Source organism: Paraglaciecola aquimarina, assembly GCF_032464635.1.
In the GTDB taxonomy this organism is placed as follows: Bacteria; Pseudomonadota; Gammaproteobacteria; order Enterobacterales; family Alteromonadaceae; genus Paraglaciecola; species Paraglaciecola aquimarina.
The window spans coordinates 661,711-684,628 of sequence record NZ_JAWDIO010000002.1; the positions used below are offsets into that span (position 1 = coordinate 661,711).

Genomic DNA, 22,918 nt, shown 5'->3' on the forward strand with positions numbered 1-22,918 from the left:
TGCCAGCCAAACAATCAAAAGATTTATAGCATATATATCAGTTAGTTAACTAGGGCATGATCGTTGCTCTACTCACTCTATTAACCTTAAGACGGAAAGTGATAATGAATCAAGTTGCCTATTCAGCTTATATGGCGTTCTTTTTATATTTAGTCATGCTATTCATTCAATGGCTTGTCGCTACGTTTAGCAAAGCCAAAGAACCTAACGCCGTGCCCGGAAAAATTAGTGAAAGCTTGTCACATGACAGCTTTATTTTCCGAGCGCACCGAACTTTTCATAACACCCTAGAGAACAGCGCTTTGTTTGTCGGCACTGTGTTATTTGCCTTCGCAACTAACTATCAAAGTCCCATTTTCGCCATCTGTGTATGGGCGTACCTGTTGGCGAGAATTGCCCATATGGCCTTGTACTATGGAATTGCGACCGAGAAAAACCCAAGTCCACGTACCTATTTCTTTCTAATTGGCGTGGTGGCAAACGTAGTGATGCTCATATTACTGGGACTAAGACTGCTCTAGTTGTCCGAAGAACGAGCCTCGATCCTGACCTTTGCAATTGAACTTATTTAACCAGAGTTCTGGATAAGAAGTATCGTTTAAGCTAAGCAATATAATTCAATAACTTAATAAATTTTCATCTGAATAGACTCAGCTAAATGTTACTCGGTAACGAAACTTTTTGGTGTATAGCAAGGCGGATTGTAGTACGCAATAACGTGTTACTGCTAAACAATCCAACGCAGCTAGACGCAAAAAGAGCGTTATCGAGAGGTTCGGCTTATCCAGGATTCAGGTTATTTAAGGAGATAACATGCAACGCACATTAATAATTGGCGCAAGTGGCCAAATTGGTAAAAAACTAACCCAGTTAATGCTAGAAAAAAATCAACAGGTAACCGCCCTTGTGCGGGATAAAAGCAAATTGTCCGACTTAGATAGTGACAAACTCTCGATTGTAGAAGGAGATCTCAGCAAGGATTTCGAACACGCCTATAAAAATTGTAACAAGATTGTATTTGTGGCTGGCTCTGGCGGTCACACTGGCGCAGATCAAACCATACTAATTGATTTGTGGGCAGCCTGTAGGGCGGCCGATTATGCGATTAAGCATGATGTGAAACATTTCATAATGGTAAGCTCTATAGGTGCAGACCAGCCTTCGATAGGTTCAAACAGCATGCAGCCCTATTTAGTGGCTAAACATATGGCAGACGAGCACTTGATAAATAGTGGACTTTGTTATTCGATTATCCGCCCTAGTACACTCACTAACGAAGCCGCGACAGCAAAATTTACCAGTCAGCGGCCAGAGCAAAAAGAGCAAGCTATAATCACCCGTGATGATGTGGCAGAGGCACTTTTGTTCTGTATAAGCACTCCACCTAAGAAAAGCGCTATTACCGAGCTTTTTAACGGTAATAAAAAAATCACTGAAATATTCTAGCCTTAAAACGCAAACCTGCGACTAGGCTTCACAACCAGCTTCCCCCATGATAGGCAATGACTTGTTGTGGGGCAGATGACATTGGCATGAAGACTTATTTGATGATCACAGATTAATATTCAACCACTGGTTCATTTCTTTAAAATCAACTAAAATGCGCGCCCTTTTCAATCCAGCTAAATTAGGTCACAGATGAATCCAGCACTCAACGCACAATTTCTGTCGCTCCTATTCTTGAAAGGAATCACGCATGCACAAAATACAGTTTAACTAATTGATTTATCAATGTTTAATTTTTATTTTTATTTTTATTTTCAAATATCACTGTCTACTTATTGTCACTCCACTTTAATGAAATAAACAGAAATCCACACTAAATTAAGTCGCTCATTTCCGTTATTTGATCCACTTCTGCACTTAGCTCTTCAACCGATTCACTAATGATTTGAATACAGGTATCAATATGCTGTATTTCAGAATCAGTTAACTGCTGTTTAAGTGCATCGGTTTTGGCTAAATCAACAGATGCTTGCACTTGCTTGATCATTTGCCTCATCAACAATTGCAGACGAGGGAGTGATATATCAAATTCATGGGCGAAGTCTGCCAACATGTAAGCAGTAAACGGGTGATTAAAATTACCAGCACTGCCTGCAACATATTCACCTATCGACATCGCGAAATGGTTTGCCATTGGCGCATTAGAGTTTTCATCAGCTTGTCTTGCCTGGATCTCTCGAATGATGGCCTCAATATTTACCAAATCGTAAAATGGCGTAAGACTTAAACCTTGTTTACCCATAAAGAAACTGATGTTTTTACCGTGAGCATCATAGTTACGCACTAAAATATTAAAGGTCATCCAGCGTATAAGTTGCGTTTGATACGCTTCGGCATTAGTTGTTTTTACATTGAACAGCTTCGGAAAAGACACACCATCACGAATATAAATACCGTCACCATCATCACCGTGTTGACGCTCGTATTTGTAGGAAGGGGGTAGGTTGGTTGCTTGGCAGCCGTCGATAACGTGACGACGCATAACACGCTGTTGCTCAGCTATTAACTTACGGTCAAAACGGTCAATGACAAACGCGCTGACTTCTCCATATTTTCGTATTGCCACCTCTGGTACATCGATACCCGAATGTTTTGCCAGTAGCATGGTAAATAATTCATTCACCGCAATAAAAGGCGCTTTACCCGTTTCAAACTTAAAGATCTTATTGGAGCAAAGCTGGCCTTCACCAAAGCCTAATTTACCATCTATCTCTAATAAGTTAAGTTTGTCTTGTACACCCGCGACTGATAGCCTTGTACGACCATCCCAATAGGTAATTGATTCTCCTGCATTGTTAAAACGATCTAACTTTTCGATGAGTTCTTCATTAGTGACTTCTCGAAAAGAAGTTTCGGTTTCTTCATTGCTTTGGCTTGTAAATGATAACGCGCCAGATGTGTCAGCGCCGATGATCTTGATAAGCCCAAAGGTATTATTTTTGGAGATAGTGGTAATACTAGTGATCTCTTCTAACCCTTTACCTTCAGGTAACAAGTTTTGTAGAAAGTTCCGAACCGCCCTGTGATCAGACTTACCGTTCAAAGGCAGGTGGGGCGAGATAGCAAAACCCTCTTTGCTCCAATCAGGCTCGTAAGTTAAGGTTAATTCGGTTTCAGAGCCGACTGGAATTACAATGGTTGCAATTTCACGAGAATGACCAATATATACGTGCAGAGTATTTACATCAGTACCAGTCATCACTTACCCCTGTTTCTTGTTTGGAAGTAGCATCATCACAAAGAAGACTAAATGACAGACCAAGGTATTCCATTACTTTTAGCAGATTTGCTAACTTTACATTGGTATTGCCTTTTTCAATTTTCACTAGCGTGGGCTTGGAAATAGAAAGAGCTTCAGATACATCCACCAGAGACAACTTCATTCCAGTGCGCTTTGCGGTGATCGCGTCAGCCAACTGACCTGGTGAAAAGCGCTCTGATAAATTAGGCATAGGGGTTGCTTTAACCGCTTTACCTGTTCTGTTTGTCTTGGCAAGATTACTCATATAAGTTAACTATTATTTACTTTTAAATATAAAGTAATGTCGAAACCGTTATAAGTCAAATATAATTAACTTATAATTTTTGAGAGCCTCTTTCTCATTAAAAGTTAGTTATAATTTACTTTTAATACTCTAAATAAGCGTCTGGGAAAGCTAGTTCATTTTTAATAGCACGCCTTACTTCATAAATATTAACTAAAACTCAATAAAAAAACCGTAGGTTCGTTTTTTTGTCCAGAACTAGCTTCATTGAGTGCACCTACAGCAGTATTTTTAACCGCATGCTGGGTTTCAACATTCTGTATTAGTGAATTTAGAAACACTAAATAGTAGAGGGCAACGCCTCTCGTAAACCAAGTAAATTCATGGCTTCATTATCTTCTAATTGATCAACTAAAACCTTCGCCCATATGGTTGCTGCTCCTTTGGTTGTGAATGTTTTAGATTTACTAAACATTTTCTGGCCTTTGCGCTTCTGTCTAACCTCAGCACAAAAAACTATTTGTTCGCCTCTGAAGCGTTTTTTGATAAAATAATGAGCCATAAAAAGTCCTCTGATTTTGTCACTCCTTTGTCACTCCAACTGTCACTTCAAAGGGTGAAAACTGACGAAAAACAGCGGAAATCACCGAATTTTTGAAAGGTAATTATTTTGCAAGAAAAAGCGTCAAGCCCTTATAAATCAATGGATTAAGCCTTATGAATGCTAAAAAGATAGATCACCGATTTTCGGTTGCGCCCATGCTTGATTGGACTGATAAACATTGTCGTTATTTTCTACGTCAAATATCCCAGCACACTTTGTTATATACCGAAATGGTGACCACTGGAGCGATCATTTTTGGTAAGGGAGACTACCTAGCTTATAACCAAGAAGAGCATCCAGTGGCCTTGCAGTTAGGTGGTTCTGACCCTACCGACATGGCACGTTGTGCAGTAAAAGCCCAAGAATATGGTTACGACGAGGTCAACATCAATGTGGGTTGCCCGTCGGATCGCGTGCAAAATGGTCGTTTTGGTGCGTGTTTAATGGCCGAACCCCAAACGGTAGCCGACTGCATTCAGGCAATGCAAGCTGAAGTGGATATTCCTGTTACGGTGAAGTCTCGCATTGGTATTGATGAGATGGATGAATACAAAGACTTATCTAACTTTATCCAAATTGTGTCCGACGCTGGCTGTGATACCTTTGTGGTACACGCTCGTAAAGCTTGGCTGAAAGGCCTTAGCCCTAAACAAAACCGCGATGTACCACCATTAATGTACGACCGTGTATATCAGCTTAAACAAGAATTTTCTGATTTGCATATTGGCATTAATGGCGGCATCAAAACCCTAGAAGAAACTCAGCAGCATCTAGCGCATATTGACAGCGTGATGATTGGCCGCGAGGTATATAGTAACCCCTATATTCTGGCAGAAGTCGATCAACGCTTTTATCAAGATAGTGCGCCAATCAAAACTAGAGTTGAAGTAGTGCAAGCCATGTTGCCTTATGTTGCACAACAAATTGAACTCGGAGCCAGACCTTGGCACATCGCTAGGCATATGCTGGGTTTATTTCAAGGCCAACCATAGGTGGCAGAATTTGGCGCAGGTATTTAAGCCAAAACGGCACTAAACGTGATGCAGGGATAGAACTATTGACCGATGCCTTAGACACACTATTAGAAGCGCAACACAAAGCTACGCAATTTCAAGCAGAGATGCTTCCTTAGTAAAGTCCCCATTCAAGGCATTTCTAGCGCCTATCTACATTAGTGTTTTTGACCACATATGGTGGTCTAAAACACTAACTAATTAATTTCTTCAATCTATTGATTTACCTCTCTCTCAGAAAAAATTAAAAATAGCTATTAAAATCAACACGATAAGATTCATCTTTCAGTTGGCATAACTTTAGCTATAGGTACAGCGAATAAATCATTAACTGCTAGAAAGAAGTCAGCAGTGTTAACTAAACAAAGGAAATTAAAATGTTCGCTAAATCTAAAATCGCTGTCTTCGCTTTAACCCTAGGTACGTTAGCCAGTACCACCACACACGCTGCTGAGAGCTCAGTAGAAAGATATGTTACCACCTTTGTCAATCAGGCTATGGTGGTGGCCAAACAAGAGTTACGAAATGATGTGCGTGAATCTGTGATCAACTCTGCACAAAAAGTTAATTTTAATGGCCTAACCACAGTGAAAACTCAAGTCACCATCACAGACATTAAAACAAAAACAAACAAAATTGAAAAAGCTAACAAGCTATAAGAGGAGTGATTATGTTTTATCAATCTTCTTTACTGATATTACTATTTCTACCAGTTATAATTTACCTAGCTGGGGCATTGCTGTTCAGTGTTATTAAAGCCATTCATCAACATATTAGTATGAATGAAGCCCAAACTCTTAATGTTTACCAAAACGGTCTCTAACAGCTGTATTGACCGTTTTTTCGTTGTGCTCAATTACGTTATGTAAAAAACTGATCACAATTTAATTTTTATGCGCCTTATTTTCAAAATAGACATTTATGCCTACAGCACAAAGCATTATGAATAAAACAATCTCCGAATGAATCCCCCAGAGATCACCTTTTGCACCAAGGCCAAAAGCAGTCACCATACCAGGAAATATAGCCCATTGGGTTCTAGTCATTTTTAATCCTAAATTTATTGTTATCGTACCAATCTAGCTAAAAAATTGATAATCAAGCGCCATCCCCATCATTCCAATTCCACCAAAAACTAGTGAGAAACCTTGTCCACCTAGTATAAAGGCCGAACCAAATGAGGCTGCCCCCATTGTATTATGAAAATTGCTGAGATTATTACAAGTTTCATCTGACCACTGCCTTGAACCAGTATCACTGCTTTTAGGAATTGGTCTCCCCCGAAATTAAAGTCATTTTTAAGTCAATATCACTAAATTCATTGGTTAATTTAACCAAACAGCAAATACCCCACTAATGATTAAAAGTAAAAACTCCATACAAAACATTAGATTACATGTTGATTATAACTTGGCACATGACTTGTAATAACCAGTTTAGTGCTGGAATAGCCCAGCAGTAAAACTCATTAATCTGTGGAGGAATCAAAATGGGTATGTTTTCAAGAATGTCAGATATTATTCAAGCGAATATCAATGGGATTTTGGATAAAGCAGAAGATCCGGTAAAAATGGTGAAGCTACTTATTCAAGAAATGGAGGAAACATTAGTTGAACTGCGTTCAGTAGCAGCAACCAACTTAGCCGAAAAAAGGCAAGTAGAACGGCAAATCTCTAAGCTGAAGCAGCAAGCTGCTGATTGGCAAACTAAAGCAACGTTAGCCATAGAAAAAGAACGAGAGGACTTAGCCCGTGCAGCCATAATTGAAAAGCACCAGTGTCAGCAAAAACTCGATGCCTTAGCAGAGGAAATGACAGCCGTAGAAGATGTGTTAAGCAAATTGCAGCAAGACACGGCAAGACTTCAAGACAAATTGCTCGAAGCTAGAACCAAACAAAAATCACTGATGATCCGTGAACGCTCTGCCGCTGTACGAATGACTGCTAAGAGTAAAACCCACAGTGTAAAAATTGACGACGCAATTATCAGGTTCGAACAATATGAACGCCGAATTGATGATTTAGAAGCACAAGTAGATGCATACGACTTAGTCGATGAATCTCACAGTTTACATTCGCAATTTAAGGAATTGGAATCAGCCAATCAAATTGAGCAAGAGCTAGCTGAGCTACGTAAAAAAGTCGCTTAACCATTACTAGCGAGAAAAATAAGTGGCAATACTTTTGTTGCCACCACACATTTTGGGAGAATGAAGATGAAACACTATACTGAAATAAACAGACTATATAAGTCGAATGCACATCGTAAGATTACTGGTGTTTGCGCTGGCTTAGCAAGATATTGGGATGCCCCTAGGATGGCGGTTCGCATTGCAGCAGTAGTCTGTTTAATTGCGTTGCCAGTCGTTACAGCCGTCGCGTACGTTACTGCCACGCTACTGCTTCCAAGTCGGTAGGTCATTGTTATGTTTAAGAATCTAGTTTTAGCTATTCTAATAGCAATTGTTCTAACCACTTGTTTTGGGCACTTGGCGACAGAATGGTTTGATTGGAATATGTCGTTTGCCAATGAAAACCTAGAGCCGTTAAGTGCTATTTTAGTCGTTACAGGAGTCGTCGTTATGTTGGTAATTATTGGGTTTATCGTTGCGATTAGTTTGTTTGGAGCCATCTTACTGGGCTTATTTGCAGCCACTGTTGGTCTATTTATTGCGGGTATAAGTGTGTTTTGGCCAGCTATATTATTTGCCATTGTTATTTACTTACTGGTCAGAGATAAAAAAACTCCCGCTTATTAGTTGGCATCTTGTGGTGATTTACTGAATAATAAAATCACCATGAATAATAGAAGATCCCATTATGATTCGAGTTGTAATATTAATGCTAAGTTTGGTGAGCAGCCTAGCCTTTGCCGAATTAGTCATCACCCAAGCAACAGTAAGACTATTGCCACCCAGTGTGGCAAATACCTCAGCGTACTTTACAGTTGAAAACAAATCGAACCAAGATGAGTTTCTAATCTCTGCCAGTTCAAAAGTAGCAAACAAAACGGAGTTACATAATCACGTACATCAAGATGGTATGATGAAAATGCAACAACAGGCAGAAGTTAAGATCCCCGCCGGTCAAAGTGTTCACTTTGCACCTGGTGGATTGCATATTATGTTATTTGGTTTGCAACACACTCTACAAGAGGGGCAAGACGTCCCATTAAGCCTGCAGACAAAAAGTGGGGCAAACATTACGTTTACCGCTAAGGTCACAAACCCTTCGGCTCACAAACATCATTAAGGAGCAATAATGAAACAATATCTAACCCCTAAATGGCTATTAAGTACTGCTGGCATAATTGTTCTTTTACTATGGATATTGTCTATTTTTTGGAGCGTAGAGCCAGACACATTCGAGCCATATGCTATTGCCAATAAACACGCCACTGAAAATCAACAACAGCTTGTAGCTGGGTACACTATTACCACGAGTTTAATTGTGGTTAGCGAAACATTACTCAATAAGTCTGGCGGCTATTTATCGAATGACGTGATTCCCCCCAGTGTGATGATGGACAACATGCCAAGCTGGGAATTTGGTGCTTTGGAGATGGTGCGTGACTTGGCACTATCAATGCGTAAAGATTTTAGTCGCTCGCAAAGCCAGTCGTTAGAAAACCCGTTTTTAACTAAGGCCCAACCGCAATTTAATAATGACAGTTTAAGCTGGATATTACCGTCGGCGGAGTCCAAGTATCAAGAAGGCATTGATAACTTATATAACTATCGTGACACCTTAGCTGATTCTAGCCAGCAGCAAGGCCAATTTTATGCGCGAGCTGACAACCTCCGAGATTGGTTAAAACAAGTTGAGAAGCGCTTAGGCAGTCTTTCCCAAAGACTAAGTGCAAGTGTCGGCCAAGAGCGTTTGGATACTAACTTAGCGGGTGATGCCGAGGCATTACAATCTACGCCAACCGCCAACAAACTCACAGAAAAAACCAATTGGTGGTTACTAGACAACAATTTTTATGAGGCTCGTGGGGCAAGTTGGGCACTATTGCATTTTCTAAAAGGGGTTGAAGTTGACTTTGCTGACGTACTCGAAAAGAAAAATGCCAGAGTAAGTTTGCAACAAATCATCCGAGAACTAGAAGCCACTCAAGAAGCGCTATGGAGCCCAATGGTTTTAAATGGCAGCGGGTTTGGTATGCTGGCCAATCACTCTTTAGTTATGGCAAACTATATATCCCGTGCGAATGCTGCTTTAATCGAATTAAGTGAACTATTAAATCAAGGATAAGTAATGAAAAAAATAGCAACTACTCTAGGAATGCTCACACTGTGCTCTAGCTTTTCAAGTCAAGCAGATACCATATTGGGCTTATATGCTGGCGCACAGGGTTGGAACATGGAAACCGAGGGAGGATATTCTCGCGACGGTGACAACAGAGACTTTAACTTTGAAGATGAAACTAAAGGAAGTTTTTATGTTGCATTTGAGCACCCTATTCCGTTGATCCCAAATATTAAATTACAGAAAACGGAAATGGATACTCAAGGAGATATCACCTTAGAGCAACAGTTTGACTTTGGCGTTCAAACTTTCACGACAGGTTCGACATTAAACACTGATGTCAGTTTAAGTAGTACCGATGCGATTTTGTATTATGAATTTTTTGATAACGATTTAATTAGCTTTGATTTTGGTGTAAACATCAAATACCTAGAAGGTGAATTACTAGTTGTCGATACAGACCAACCAACCCGAACAGGTTATGAAGATTTTTCAGGCCCAGTACCTATGCTGTATTCTAAATTGCAACTAGGTTTGCCTTTTACTGGATTCGGTGCTTTTGTTGAAGGCAGTTATTTAAGTATCGATGACCACTCTCTAACTGACTATCAAGCAGCGATTACCTATAGCCTAATGGAAAATTTAGCCTTAGATGTCACCTTTCAAGCTGGCTATCGAGCATTCACTTTAGAGTTAGAAGATTTAGACGATATTTATTCAGATCTTGAATTTAAAGGTGTTTTTGCAGGAATAGAAGTACACTTTTAATTTCATCTGATTTAGTTATAAAAAAGTTTCTTTTATTCTTTCCGGTTATGGACATAGAACGTTAATCTATAGTGGTATTAATAAAGGTTAGCGATTCTATGTCTTCATCTACACATCAAAATATGGGCTTTGCCGCTGGATTAACTGATTCTCAGTGGGCTCAAGTAAACCATGCCACAAGTGCCTTAAATTCACAACAACTTACTTGGTTAAGTGGTTATTTGGCTGGCCTTGCTCAGTCAGGTCAAGCTGCACCTATGCTGCCAGCAACTGCCGCATCAGCAAGCCAATCCGTTACCATTTTGTATGGCTCACAAACAGGCAATGCAAAAGCCGTAGCTGAAGAGTATAAAGCCAAATTAGACGGCTTAAATATTCCTGCTAAGTTAGTCAATATGGCTGATTACAAAGCTAAGCAACTGAAAAGTGAAAGTCACGTAGTTATTGTGGTGAGTACACATGGTGAAGGTGAAGCACCAGACGACGCAGCTGAATTCCATAGCTTTTTGGGTGGCAAAAAAGCGCCTAAATTAGCAGATCTCAAAGTTCTCAGTATTAGGTTTAGGTGACAGCAGTTATGAATTTTTCTGTCAAACAGCTAAAGACTTCGATGAGCGCCTAGAGAAACTAGGAGCCACCCGTTTATTAGACCGTGTAGATTGCGATGTTGATTACGACGCAATCGCTACTGCATGGTTTGATGATGTCACCGCCAAAGTCAAAGACACCCTTGCAACTGATGAATCACAAGCAAGTGCAGTGGTCACGACCAGTGTCAACACTGGCGCGAGTCAATTTACTAAAAAGGCACCTTTTACGGCTTCTCTAATTGAAAGCCAAAAAATTACTGGCCGTGATTCAGTTAAAGATATTCGTCATATCGAAATTTCCTTAGAAGACTCAGGTATTCAATACAGTCCAGGCGATGCACTGGGTGTATGGTTCAAAAATGACGGGCAATTAGTCGACGAGTTATTAGCTGCTTTAGATTTGTCTGCAGAATCTCAAATAGAGTTAGCAGGTCAAAGTTACAACATAAAAGACGCACTGATTGAAAAATTAGAGCTCACTCAAAGTTATCCTACTTTTGCTAAAGCCTACGCTGAATTTGCTAATAATGCCGAATTGACTGCATTACTCGAAGACAAGACCGCATTGAGAGAGTTTTTAGCTGTTCATCAAATCATTGATATTGTACGCAAATATCCAGCTAAGGTGTCTGCACAACAGTTTGTAGATACACTTAGAGGCTTAACCCCCAGACTATATTCTATTGCCTCTAGCCAAGCAGAGGTTGAAGAAGAAGTTCATCTTACAGTGGCGCTCGTTGAATATGACGCTCACGGCGAAGCTCATCAGGGTGGCGCTTCAAGCTTCTTATCAACACGTCTAAATGAAGGTGCTGAAGTAAAAGTTTTTGTTGAGAAAAATGATAACTTCCGATTGCCAGAAAACGGGAATACACCCGTTATTATGATTGGTCCGGGTACAGGTATTGCCCCATTCCGTGCTTTTATGCAGCAACGTGAAGTTGATGAAGCTGAAGGCAAAAACTGGCTATTTTTGGTAATCCCAATTATACGCAAGACTTTTTGTATCAAACCGAATGGCAACGCTTTGTCAAAGACGGGTTAGTTGACAAAGTATCTTTGGCGTTTTCTCGCGATCAAGAACAAAAGATTTATGTCCAACACCGCATGCTTGAACAAGGTGCAGAGCTATATCAATGGTTAGAAGACGGCGCACATTTATATGTATGTGGTGACGCCAACCATATGGCCAAAGACGTACAAGATGCACTGGTTAAGATAGTCATTGAACATGGCGGTAAAACTGAAGAACAAGCAGAGCAATATATTAACGACTTGCGCCGCGCTAAGCGTTATCAGAAGGATGTGTACTAATGAGCACTGACAACAAAAAATTTATAGTAGAAGGCAAACTAGCCGACAATGAGCGCCTAAAAACCGAAAGTAACTTTTTACGAGGCACCATTGCAGAAGACTTGAAAAACGATATTACTGGCGCTTTTGTCGGTGATAACTTCCAGCTTATTCGTTTTCATGGCATGTACCAACAAGACGACCGTGACATTCGTGCTGAGCGAGCAAAACAAAAGCTTGAGCCACTGCAAAATGTCATGTTAAGAGCGCGCCTACCCGGTGGTATTATTTCCACTGACCAATGGTTAGCAATTGATAAGTTTGCGGCTGAAAAAAGCATTTATGGCAGTATTCGTTTAACCACTCGTCAAACATTTCAGTTTCACGGTGTGCTTAAACCTAACGTTAAGCCTATGCATCAAATGCTAAATCAAATAGGTATGGATTCTATTGCCACCGCTGGTGATGTGAACCGTAACGTATTATGTACTTCTAATCCGGTTGAGTCAGAACTGCATCAAGAAGCATACGAATGGGCGAAAAAGATCAGCGAGCATTTACTACCTAAAACGCGAGCCTATGCAGAAGTATGGTTAGATAGCGACAAGGTAGAAAGTACAGAAGAACCCATATTAGGAAGCACTTACTTACCTCGTAAGTTCAAAACTACAGTTGTCATTCCACCACAAAATGATGTGGACGTTCATGCTAATGACCTGAACTTTGTGGCAATTGCCGAAAACGGCAAGCTTATTGGCTTTAACGTTTTAGTAGGTGGTGGACTTGCCATGACTCATGGCGATACCGATACGTTCCCTCGTAAAGCTGACGATTTTGGCTTTATCAGCCTAGAGCACACTCTGGCTGTAGCAGAAGCGGTTGTTACCACTCAACGGGACTGGGGTAACCGAGTTAATCGTAAGAATGCCAAAACTAAATATACCCTAGAAAGAGTCGGTGTAGAGAACTTTAAAGCTGAAGTTGAAAAACGTTCAGGTGCGGTATTTGCAGCCAGCAAAGCATATGAATTTACTAGCCGTGGGGATCGTATTGGCTGGGTTGAAGGGATTGATGGTAAACATCACTTAACCTTATTTATTGAAAATGGTCGCATTTTAGATTATCCAGGCAAGTCGCTTAAAACCGGTTGTGCAGAAATTGCAAAAATTCATCCTAGCGATTTTAGAATGACAGCAAACCAAAACCTTATTGTGGCTGGGGTACCTGCTGAGTTAAAAGACAAAATTGAAAACATTGCCCGCGAGCATGGTTTAATTTCTGACGATGTAAGTTTGCAACGCAAAGATTCAATGGCCTGTGTTTCGCTTCCTACTTGCCCATTAGCTATGGCAGAGGCTGAGCGTTATTTACCTAATGCCGTTACCGAAATAGAAGGTTTGCTAGCCAAGCATGATCTAGCTAACGAAAGCATTATATATCGTGTAACGGGCTGCCCTAATGGCTGTGGTCGCGCTATGTTGGCTGAAGTTGGACTAGTAGGTAAAGGCCCTGAGTAAATACAATTTCCATTTGGGTGGAGACCGCCAAGGCACACGTATACCTCGGATGTATAAAGAGAATATTAGCGAACAAGAAATCATGCTTGAACTAGATGAGTTAATTGGTCGCTGGGCAAAAGAACGCAATACTGGCGAAGCTTTTGGTGATTTCCTTATTCGCGCAGGTGTAGTCAAGCCGGTTATTAATTCGGCCAAGGATTTTCATGATGAATCACAAGTTCCAGCTTAGTGAAACAGCAGGTAGAGAATTTCCCTCGCCTGCAGCTCTTGCGGAAATCAACACCAGCTTAGAGCAGAAAACTGCTCAGCAACGTGTTACTTGGGCATTGGATAATTTACCCAGTAACTTTATGTTGTCTTCAAGCTTTGGTGCACAGGCAGCAGTAATGTTGCACTTAGTGACGCAAGAGTATCCAGATATCCCTGTAGTTTTAACCGATACAGGCTACTTGTTTCCTGAAACTTATCAGTTTATTGAGCAGCTGTCAGAGCGCTTAAAATTGAACTTACAAGTATTCCGTGCCGACATGTCACCCGCTTGGCAAGAAGCCAAAATGGGCAAATTGTGGGAACAAGGTATTGAAGGTATTGAGCAATACAATTTACTCAATAAAGTCGAACCTATGCAAGCAGCCCTTAAAGAGTTAGCCGTTAGCACTTGGTTTGCTGGACTACGTCGCAGTCAGTCTGATATGCGCGAAAAGCTGCCTGTAATACAACAGCTCAAGGGTCAAGCAAAGGTTTATCCAATTATCAATTGGTCAAATCGTGATGTGCATATGTATCTTAAGAAGCATGATTTACCTTACCACCCATTGTGGGAGAAGGGTTATGTGTCTATTGGTGATTGGCACAGTACACGATCTCTAGAAGAAGGAATGAATGAGCAAGATACTCGCTTTTTCGGCCTAAAAAGAGAATGTGGACTGCACGAGTTTGGCGACGGCATCTAACATATAGCCTCAGTCTTTCTCAGACTAGTTCTGTCATGTCAGTGCTTCATTATGAGCACTGACATCCCCCCTTTCCCTGTCACTTCTGCACACACCATAGTAGCTAACCTGAACTGGATAAGCCGAACCTTTCGATAACGCTCTTTTTGTGTATAGCGGCGTTGGATTGTCTAGCAAAACGAAGTGAGCAAACAGCGCTTAACGTTTGTTGCTATATTTACCACATGATGAGTTCTAAAAACCATATTCACTATCCCTTCATACTTTATGTACTTGAAATACAGCCATTATTGGAATATACATTAACATTACTGATTGTGTGGACTTTTTAAATTACCATTATTAGGTTAAAGTTGAAGTGTGATGGATGTAAATGGAAGTTAAATGAGTACTATAAATTACGACAACGATGAGTTGATTTTTTTACCGGAAGAAAACTTCTCTGATACAGACACTTCAGACTCTAGAGGTGAGTGGAATATACTTGTTGTCGATGATGATGAAGAAATTCATTCAGTAACTCGCTTGGCTCTATCTGATTTAGTCGTAGCAGACAAAAGTTTGCACTTCATCCATGCACACTCCGGAGCTGAAGCCTTAGAAATCATTGCAAAAATGCGGTCTTCAATTGCCATTATTTTACTAGACGTAGTAATGGAATCTGATGACGCTGGGTTAATCGTGGCTCGCAAGATGCGTGAAGAACTCAACATTTTAGAGCCTAGAATAATATTACGTACCGGACAACCCGGATATGCGCCAGAAGAGCAAGTCATTAAAGATTATGACATTAATGACTATAAAACCAAAACCGAGCTCACCAGAGGTAAACTAGTTACCACCATTATCGCGTCAATACGCTCCTATCAACAAATATTGTCCATTAATCAAAGTCGCTTAGGCTTGCAAAAAATCATCTCTTCAGCTGCAAATCTAATGGAAGAACACTCCATTAAAAGCTTCTGCGAAGGAGTCGTCACTCAGATAGGTTCCTTAATAGGCATTGATGCTGGCGGCATTATCTGTGCTAAAGCAGGTTCTGCTTTGGATTTAGAGAACGACGATGATATCTATGTTCTTGGTGCAGCCGGAGAATTTGCAGAGTACATCAATAAGAAGCTAGAAAATTTACATAGCGCGCAAGTGGTTAAGTTTGTACACAGCTGCTTATTGCTCAAAGAGCATATTTATGAACGAAACTTTACTGTACTGTATTTGCGCAGCTCTGATTACGAAGCAGCGGTGTACCTCAAAATTGGTCACAAAATTAGCGACGTTGATAAGCAACTAATAGAAGTATTTCTATCCAGCGTATCGGTAGGCTATGAAAACGTTAATTTATTTCATGAACTACGAAATGCTGCCTTTAGAGATTGGCTAACAAAGCTGCCTAATCGCAGTGAATTCATTAATATGCTTGATAAAGTAGCGAATCCGTCAACGCACAAAGAAGATTTAGTGGTCGCACTCATTGATATCAACCACTTTGCCGATATTAATGATGGCCTAGGGCAAAACGCAGGAAACAACATCTTGCTCGCGGTTGCCAAGAGGTTAGAAGAAAACTTAGCTGACAACGTTCAATTAAGCCGAGTAGGTTCGGATGTGTTTGGCCTGATTGGTCCCGAATATTTGGTCAACCCAAAGATTATCGATAAGTTGTTTGTGGCCCCTTTCGTCGCAGGTGAACACACACTACCACTTTCAATAACCTTTGGACTATGTCGATTGATTGGCAGTAAACAATCGGGCATCAGTATCATGAAACAGTGCAACATTGCGCTCAATCTAGCGAAGAAGAATTTAAAATCGAATTATGAATACTACGCGCCGGAAATGGAGCAGCAAACGACTTGGCGTCTAGACATGATTAGGCAGCTCAATCATGACTTTGAGCAACGAAAACTACAATTGTGGTATCAGCCACAAGTTGATCTAGTCACTGAGCAAATAGTAGGGATGGAAGCCCTATTACGTTGGCCCACAGATGATGGAAGTTTTATCTCTCCAGCGGTATTTGTTCCTTTAGCAGAATACTCTGGGTTAATTTTAAGTATCGGCGCATGGGTACTAGAAGAGTCTTGTAGGCAGTTAGCGGCATTAAATGAACAAGGCTTTCATGGTCTAAGAATGGCAATAAACATATCAATGCCGCAATTTAGAGATCCTAAGTTCATTGAAAATGTAAAAAATATCATTGCCAAAAACAATATAGAGCCGGATCGTATAGAGCTAGAAATTACAGAAAGTGTGGTTATGGATGAGCCGCAAATAGTGGTGGATGCACTACATGAACTCAAATCATTTGGAGTAAAAGTGGCTATTGACGATTTTGGGACTGGCTTTTCTTCAATGAGCTACCTACAAAAGTTGCCGTTAGATCGATTAAAAGTAGATCGAGATTTTGTAAAAGACATCAAGCCAGGAGAGTCAGCGTTTCTAGTTGAAACCATTGTTACACTTGGTAATAAACTAGGCTTGTCGACTATAGCTGAAGGGGTAGAAAAACGAGAGCAAGCCAGCTATATGCTGAAATTAGGTTGTGACGAAGCGCAAGGCTATCTATTTGCTAAACCCATGCCTTTTGACCAATTACTAGAATATTTAAGAGAAAACGACTAAGTCTTTGCCAAACTTAGCCAATCAAGCGTAACATTAGATTTCAGATCGCTAAGTAACCTAAGTTCTGGATAAGAAGTATCGTTTAAGCTAAACAATCCAAGGCCCCTAGACACAAAAAGAGCATTATCGAGAGGTTCGGCTTATTTAGGATTCAGGTTAAGTATTCTCTTAAAATTTTCTGCATTTGTGGCAAGACCTCTAATTCAAACCAAGGCTGCTTTTTTAACCATATATTATTCCGTGGGGATGGATGTGGTAATAACAGGTATTTAGGCTGATAGTCACGCCAATTTAATAATCTATCGGTCAAGCTTTTATTGTCTGCCAAATAGTAATCTTGTGCATGCTTACCAATTAACAAAATTAATTTACTCTCAGCTCCTCGTAGTAGTTCTGCGTGCCATTTAGGCGCACACTCTGGCCTTGGCGGCAAATCCCCAGACTTACTCTTACCTGGGTAACAAAAACCCATTGGTACAATAGACAAGAGTTGGGGATTATAGAAATGCTGTTCATCTATTTGCAGCCAAGAGCGCAAACGATGACCAGACGCATCATTCCAAGGCTTAGCACTGTCGTGAGCTTTTATACCGGGGGCTTGACCAATTATTAAAACGTTAGCGCTGGACGAATACTGAATGATTGGCCTAGGTGCAAAAGGCAAGTGCTGTATGCACTCGGTACAACGTTTTATTTTATCGAGAATTTCCACCTACTCACCCTTTATACCAACCCTCAATGATAAGTAACCACTCAGCAAGAATTTAAAGGCGCTAGAATGAGCGTTTTGAATCAATAATTCGTTACTAAAAAAAGCCGGTGCTCTATCGAGTCCGAGCAACACAGAGAAAGCGCATTTACCACTCCCCTGAACTAATACGCCAGCGACTTTGCTCTACACTCTCGGTATTTGAAAGGGGGCAACGATGCCTTCATACCGACGCCTTGTGCAAAAGTCGTTAGCTGCATTCAAAAACATCATTCATCAATATGGATTGCTATTACAAACCTAAATCAATTTCAAAGTTTATTCAGAACAAGTGGGTAAAAAGTTAATCTGATTCAAACGTAACCATTTCTGTCTTTGAAGCGCCAAGTTTTGTTTTAGTTCTTTATATTTATAGTGAATTTCTAGATTTTCATAACTACGTTGTAATGACTGTTTCTTGATTGCCATCATTTGTTTTTTTGCCGCATAATACTCGGTCATACGCTGGGCTAACAATTCATATTCTTCTTGCACACGCATTAATACCTCATCAGCATTATGCAAGGTCGCCACTTTCTCTTTAGCCAATTTTAATTGCATGGCCACTTTAGCTTTCTCTATGCGCTCTTCAGGGCAGCGGCGCAGGTTCTTAGTCCAACCTATAAAGGACAAACCACGTATTAGCCATTTAGTTGGATCAAACTGCCACCATTTAATACCATTCCTATAGTCGTATTCAAAGATATGGTGATAATTGTGATAACCTTCACCAAAGGTAAAAAAGGCTAAAATATCGTTGTCTCGAGCTGTATTAGCATCAGTATAAGGTTGCCTTCCCCAGATATGTGCTAAAGAATTAATGAAAAAGGTTACATGATGCACAACCACTAACCTGAAGACTCCCGCCAACAGTAACATGCCCCATATATCGCCATTCAACCAACCTAACAAAATAGGAATACCAAAATTAGCCGTTAGCATAATCGCTAAATAATGCTTATGTTGCCACATTACAATTTTGTCTTTTTGCAAATCGCGGCAATTGTTGTAGTCAGCGTATCTGTGCTTTTGATACTCTCTTAACATCCAACCAACGTGAGAAAACCAAAAGCCCTTTTTCGCGGAATAAGGATCGTTTTCATTATCATCAACATGACGATGATGGATCCTATGGTCCGAGCACCAGTGCAAAATACTATTTTGCAGAGCCATAGCCCCGCCTATTGCCAGTACACAACGTACAAAAACGTTAGCATCAAAAGCTTTATGAGACCAAAGCCTATGGTAACCAGCCGTAATGGACATGCCTGAGAAATATATTAAGAAGATGCAAGCCGCAATTTCAAAGCCATCAAAGCCATTTTGAAATGCTTCGAACGGCACTAAGATCAGTGCAATCAGTCCGGTGATAATAAATACCAATATATTGGTAATGATGAGGCGTGGCTTTTTCATTCAAAAGTTACTTTCAGCTTACAAGTGTACGCAATTTTACTTTGCTTCAAAACTTAAGCAAGTACTATGTTAAATTTATATCAAACCATGGCTTATTTTTCTCACACCACTTCAGTAAAATAACAGCTAAAACATTGAATATTAAATATAAAACCATTCTATATTTAATATTGTATTGTTAGTGAGTGATTTAACAAAAAAGTACCACATACTTTAGTGGTGTCTATTAGACACTTATTTGCGTTAGAATCCGGTTAATGAACATGAGTAAAGAGTCTATATTGAGCCGCCAAGAACAAAAATTACGCACCCGTAGAGCAATAATCGAAGCTGCTTTTTCGTTGTTGGACGAACAACGCAGCCTGTCTAGTATTAGCTTACGAGAGATTGCTCGTGCAGCCGGAATTGCTCCCACATCTTTTTATCGTCATTTTAAAGATATTGATGAGTTAGGTTTAACCCTAGTAGATGAAGCTGGATTAGCGTTACGCCAGTTAATGCGTCAAGCCAGATTAAGAATAGCCTCCGGTGGCGGCGTAATAAGCACATCTGTAGACACCTTCATGGAATTTATCACCACCAATAACAATGAATTTCGCTTATTGTTACGAGAACATACGGGCACATCGACTGCATTCAGAGCGGCAGTGTTAAGAGAAATCAAGCACTTCAATGTAGAGCTTACCGACTACACCATAGCGTCAACTGGCTTACCGGATAAGATTGCAAACCTACAAGCAGAAGCCATGGTAAAATTAGTATTTAGTGCAGGCGCTGAAGCACTCAACGCCACACCAGAACAGAGAAAAAAGATCGGCTCTCGAGTGAAACTACAAATGCGCTTTGTCGCCAATGGCGCCTTGCTAGCCGTGCAGTCAAAAAAATCGACCTAGATTTTTTGTAGATACACGCCACACTCAGCATGGTGGGTGTATGGGAATTGATCGAACAAGGCAAATCTACTCACCCTATGAGTCTTCAATAGGCTGTCTAGATTGTGTTTTAAGGTCTCTGGGTTACACGAAATATAAATAATATTCTGGTAGGCTTTAATCATATCGACAGTGTTGTCATCCAAACCTGCGCGAGGAGGATCAACTAACACGGTTTTGCAGTTATATTCTTTTAAATCAATCCCTTCTAATCGTCTAAAAGTCCTAACACCTTGCTGAGCTTGTACAAATTCTTCACTCGACATGCGAATAATTCTTAAGTTATCTATATTGTTTTTAGCAATATTATATTGCGCAGCCGCTACCGATGTTTTAGATATTTCAGTGGCCAATACTTGATCGAAGTTTTGCGCAAGAGGCACAGAAAAATTGCCAGAGCCACAATACAACTCCAGTAAGTCCCCCTCACTATTTTTAGTGATATCCAAGGCCCATTCGAGCATTTTTATATTCACTTTAGCATTTGGTTGAGTAAAGCTGTTTTCAATTTGCTTGAAAAAGTAATCTCGATTTTGAATAGATAGGGTCTCTATTACATAGTCCTTATCTAAAACGATCTTTTGCTTTTTCGCCCTGCCAATAATATCGATTTTATAAACCTGCTGCAGACGACTACGTAACGCTTGCATTGCAAGTTGCCATGTTTCATCTAACGGCTTGTGATACAACAAAGAGACTATGATTTCACCACTTAGGGTAGCTAAATAGTCGATTTGAAACAATTTTCTACGCAAGGTTTCATTGATTTTGAGAGCCGCGATAAGGTCAGCCATAACGCTATTGATCAATTGACTGGCGGGAGGAAAATGCTGAACTTGATACTTTTGCTTAGTGCTTTGGTCAAACATAACGTGATGCAATTCATCACCTTCATGCCACACTCTAAACTCAGCCCGCATTCTATAATGCAAAGGATCAGAAGCAAACACTTCCAACTGCGGCATATTATATGACTCAAAACTACTGCCCACATATTCTGTTTTGTGCTGCAGTTGTTCAGCGTAGGTATCAGCCTTAATTTCAGTTGGGCGCATGGTTTTGTCCTTCACAAACATCTAGAAAAGGCGCAAGGTAAAGGGTTTTAAACAATACTGCAATAATAAATATAAAAGCACCAAATATTACCTGCTAAGACTAAATTTTAACCAAGTACGGCCGATATAATGTTGAGGGTAGAGAGGATTACATTATGAACGTTAATCAATTGAAAGATTTTTAGGTGACAAACCACAGCATTTAGGCAACAAGGACAGTATTCAAAATCAACTTCGCGACTCTGGGTTAAAGCAAGCCATTGATACTCAAAGTAATTTTGTTTCTATGCAAGCCGACAAATTTAGCTCTAGTGCCACTTTTGGCGTTAGGGTGTTTTCCAGTGCCTTAAATTCGACCTTAGAATTAAACCAACAGAAGCCTAATTTTTCGGAAAAAAATCTCAGGAATCAGCAGATTCTTTATTTGATTTTGAAGAAGTTGCGAAAAATGTGCTGAATTTTGTCGGTGGTGTAATAAAAAATGCACAAAATTCCGGTGCAGACGAAGAGCAATTAAATGATCTATTCGAACAAGCTACATCTGGGGTGTTGCGAGGCATAAAGCTGGCGGAAAAAGATCTCGCTGGGTTTATGAATGAAGAGATTGAGAAAGGTATTAGCGAAAGCAAAAATTTGATTACCCAAGGTATCGAAAACCTCAGGCAAAAAATTTTTAATCCCGAGGCAGCCGAAGATATTACTGCACAGCAAAACAGCTCAATTACCAGTAACACCAATGCTTCCTATACTAAACTAGAAACAGGGGAGTTAAGTATTCGTACTAAAGATGGTGATCAGGTCACCATTAAATTTGAAGACTTAGAAGCATTTGAACTTAACCAGCTGCAAATTAGACAATTAGCAACCGAGCAACAAGAAGCTGAAGTTAAGCCCAGCCCTAAACCCACAACGCAAGAATCGACGGTAGAAACTGAAGTAGATTTTTCGAATAAGGCTCCAAATGCTCAAGCTTCAATTGTTCAAGATGCTGATCAGCCTGATCCAACACGAGAAGCTGTCTCAACAGAAAATAGTCAACCACCAGCAACAGAAACCAGTACAAATGCCATTTATTATCAGCAGCAATCTATGTCTTTCTCTGTCACCGGAGAGTTAGACGACGATGAGTTAGCTGCCATTGGACAGTTGGTCAGTGATACCAATGATCTTGCTTCTGAGTTTTTCAATGGAGACCTAGAAACCGCTTTTAATCAGGCATTAGAACTAGGCTTTGATGAAAAAGAACTCACTGGTTTTGCATTGCAATTAACCAAAGTTGAAAACACGCAAGTTATTAAGGCCTATGAAGCTGTATCTCATTTTGATGAAACCAATCAAGGAAATGAAGACGCAACCAAAGCGGTCAAACCTGTGGCTGATTATATGGATAAGCTGCTCAATGTATTGGAAGGCTCGCGGCTACAATTAGAAAATCGAGAGTCATACAATAATATTGCGAACGAGATGATTAATAGACTAGGGGACGTAGCGACGCCAGATCTTATTAGTGCAATCAACCGATTCAACGAGTTCAACCAAAAGTTAATTGATAACTTGCCCATTGGCTTTCAACCATAAAAACAACCAGTAGTCATGACTGACCTTCAAATAATTGGCAAGCGTTTTATGCGAAGGTCCATGCTCATATCGACTAAATATTCTTTTG

At 40.2% G+C, this 22,918-nt stretch carries 20 protein-coding genes and 3 pseudogenes; 16 read left to right on the top strand and 7 right to left on the bottom strand.

The window, feature by feature from the left end:
• The first annotated feature begins 104 nt into the window (after positions 1-104).
• Both RS130_RS03910 and RS130_RS03915 read left to right on the top strand, forming a co-directional pair.
• Positions 105-521 (top strand): MAPEG family protein, encoded by a 417-nt coding sequence (locus tag RS130_RS03910; protein ID WP_316024881.1) that lies wholly within the window; start codon positions 105-107, stop codon positions 519-521.
• Positions 522-813: 292 nt separating this feature from the next.
• On the top strand, positions 814-1,446 hold the full coding sequence (locus RS130_RS03915; RefSeq protein ID WP_316024882.1) for an SDR family oxidoreductase: 633 nt from the start codon (positions 814-816) through the stop codon (positions 1,444-1,446).
• 373 nt (positions 1,447-1,819) lie between these two features.
• On the opposite strand, the gene RS130_RS03920 is transcribed toward RS130_RS03915, so the two are convergent.
• The 3 genes from RS130_RS03920 to RS130_RS03930 form a co-directional block, all read right to left on the bottom strand.
• A complete protein-coding gene (locus RS130_RS03920; RefSeq protein WP_428982725.1) occupies positions 1,820-3,208 on the bottom strand; it encodes a HipA domain-containing protein in 1,389 nt (462 codons plus the stop codon).
• Positions 3,192-3,512 (bottom strand): helix-turn-helix domain-containing protein, encoded by a 321-nt coding sequence (locus RS130_RS03925; RefSeq protein WP_316024884.1) that lies wholly within the window; start codon positions 3,510-3,512, stop codon positions 3,192-3,194. Before RS130_RS03925 ends, RS130_RS03920 begins: the two co-directional genes overlap by 17 nt.
• A 319-nt stretch (positions 3,513-3,831) precedes the next feature.
• Entirely contained in the window at positions 3,832-4,053 is a 222-nt protein-coding gene (locus tag RS130_RS03930) for a hypothetical protein (protein ID WP_316024885.1), read from the bottom strand.
• Positions 4,054-4,208: 155 nt separating this feature from the next.
• On the opposite strand from RS130_RS03930, the pseudogene dusA reads away from it, so the two are divergent.
• Positions 4,209-5,227 (top strand): annotated as a pseudogene (gene dusA, locus RS130_RS03935) (tRNA dihydrouridine(20/20a) synthase DusA).
• A gap of 258 nt (positions 5,228-5,485) precedes the next feature.
• Positions 5,486-5,767: a hypothetical protein gene (locus RS130_RS03940; RefSeq protein ID WP_316024886.1), complete on the top strand. Its 282-nt coding sequence runs from the start codon at positions 5,486-5,488 to the stop codon at positions 5,765-5,767.
• A 225-nt stretch (positions 5,768-5,992) separates the two neighbouring features.
• Here the strand turns inward: RS130_RS03940 and RS130_RS03945 are convergent, their stop codons facing one another.
• A complete protein-coding gene (locus RS130_RS03945) occupies positions 5,993-6,154 on the bottom strand; it encodes a hypothetical protein (protein ID WP_316024887.1) in 162 nt (53 codons plus the stop codon).
• A gap of 443 nt (positions 6,155-6,597) precedes the next feature.
• Between RS130_RS03945 and pspA the strand changes: the two genes are divergently transcribed.
• The 10 genes and pseudogenes from pspA to RS130_RS03995 all read left to right on the top strand — a co-directional run bounded on the left by pspA (position 6,598) and on the right by RS130_RS03995 (position 17,101).
• On the top strand, positions 6,598-7,257 hold the full coding sequence (gene pspA, locus RS130_RS03950; RefSeq protein ID WP_316024888.1) for a phage shock protein PspA: 660 nt from the start codon (positions 6,598-6,600) through the stop codon (positions 7,255-7,257).
• Between the two features lie 66 nt (positions 7,258-7,323).
• Positions 7,324-7,524, top strand: a complete 201-nt coding sequence (locus RS130_RS03955) for a PspC domain-containing protein (protein WP_316024889.1) — start codon at positions 7,324-7,326, stop codon at positions 7,522-7,524.
• A gap of 9 nt (positions 7,525-7,533) precedes the next feature.
• Positions 7,534-7,866: a hypothetical protein gene (locus RS130_RS03960; RefSeq protein ID WP_316024890.1), complete on the top strand. Its 333-nt coding sequence runs from the start codon at positions 7,534-7,536 to the stop codon at positions 7,864-7,866.
• Positions 7,867-7,927: 61 nt separating this feature from the next.
• The gene (locus tag RS130_RS03965; protein ID WP_316024891.1) at positions 7,928-8,359 is read left to right on the top strand and encodes a copper chaperone PCu(A)C; all 432 of its coding nucleotides are present in this window, start codon (positions 7,928-7,930) and stop codon (positions 8,357-8,359) included.
• A gap of 9 nt (positions 8,360-8,368) precedes the next feature.
• Positions 8,369-9,361, top strand: coding sequence for a DUF2333 family protein (locus RS130_RS03970; RefSeq protein WP_316024892.1), 993 nt, complete (start codon positions 8,369-8,371; stop codon positions 9,359-9,361).
• Positions 9,362-9,364: 3 nt separating this feature from the next.
• Complete coding sequence (locus RS130_RS03975) at positions 9,365-10,123, top strand: TIGR04219 family outer membrane beta-barrel protein (protein ID WP_316024893.1); 759 nt, start codon at positions 9,365-9,367, stop codon at positions 10,121-10,123.
• A gap of 98 nt (positions 10,124-10,221) precedes the next feature.
• Positions 10,222-12,027, top strand: a pseudogene (locus RS130_RS03980) (assimilatory sulfite reductase (NADPH) flavoprotein subunit).
• Positions 12,027-13,755, top strand: a pseudogene (gene cysI, locus RS130_RS03985) (assimilatory sulfite reductase (NADPH) hemoprotein subunit). The pseudogenes RS130_RS03980 and cysI overlap by 1 nt, the downstream one beginning before the upstream one ends.
• Positions 13,733-14,479, top strand: coding sequence for a phosphoadenylyl-sulfate reductase (locus tag RS130_RS03990; RefSeq protein WP_316027962.1), 747 nt, complete (start codon positions 13,733-13,735; stop codon positions 14,477-14,479). Before cysI ends, RS130_RS03990 begins: the two are co-directional and overlap by 23 nt.
• A 384-nt stretch (positions 14,480-14,863) precedes the next feature.
• Positions 14,864-17,101 carry a bifunctional diguanylate cyclase/phosphodiesterase gene (locus RS130_RS03995; RefSeq protein ID WP_316024894.1) on the top strand — a complete coding sequence of 746 codons (2,238 nt, stop codon included), beginning with the start codon at positions 14,864-14,866 and terminating at the stop codon, positions 17,099-17,101.
• A 151-nt stretch (positions 17,102-17,252) separates the two neighbouring features.
• On the opposite strand, the gene RS130_RS04000 is transcribed toward RS130_RS03995, so the two are convergent.
• A complete protein-coding gene (locus RS130_RS04000; protein WP_316024895.1) occupies positions 17,253-17,813 on the bottom strand; it encodes a uracil-DNA glycosylase family protein in 561 nt (186 codons plus the stop codon).
• A gap of 315 nt (positions 17,814-18,128) precedes the next feature.
• Entirely contained in the window at positions 18,129-19,265 is a 1,137-nt protein-coding gene (locus RS130_RS04005) for an acyl-CoA desaturase (protein WP_316024896.1), read from the bottom strand.
• Positions 19,266-19,546: 281 nt separating this feature from the next.
• Here RS130_RS04005 and fabR point away from each other — a divergent pair, with 281 nt between their 5' ends.
• On the top strand, positions 19,547-20,158 hold the full coding sequence (gene fabR, locus RS130_RS04010; protein WP_316027963.1) for an HTH-type transcriptional repressor FabR: 612 nt from the start codon (positions 19,547-19,549) through the stop codon (positions 20,156-20,158).
• Here the strand turns inward: fabR and trmA are convergent.
• A complete protein-coding gene (trmA, locus tag RS130_RS04015; protein WP_316024897.1) occupies positions 20,155-21,252 on the bottom strand; it encodes a tRNA (uridine(54)-C5)-methyltransferase TrmA in 1,098 nt (365 codons plus the stop codon). The genes fabR and trmA overlap by 4 nt on opposite strands.
• Positions 21,253-21,702: 450 nt before the next feature.
• Here trmA and RS130_RS04020 point away from each other — a divergent pair, with 450 nt between their 5' ends.
• On the top strand, positions 21,703-22,830 hold the full coding sequence (locus tag RS130_RS04020) for a DUF5610 domain-containing protein (protein WP_316024898.1): 1,128 nt from the start codon (positions 21,703-21,705) through the stop codon (positions 22,828-22,830).
• Positions 22,831-22,918 lie beyond the last annotated feature (88 nt).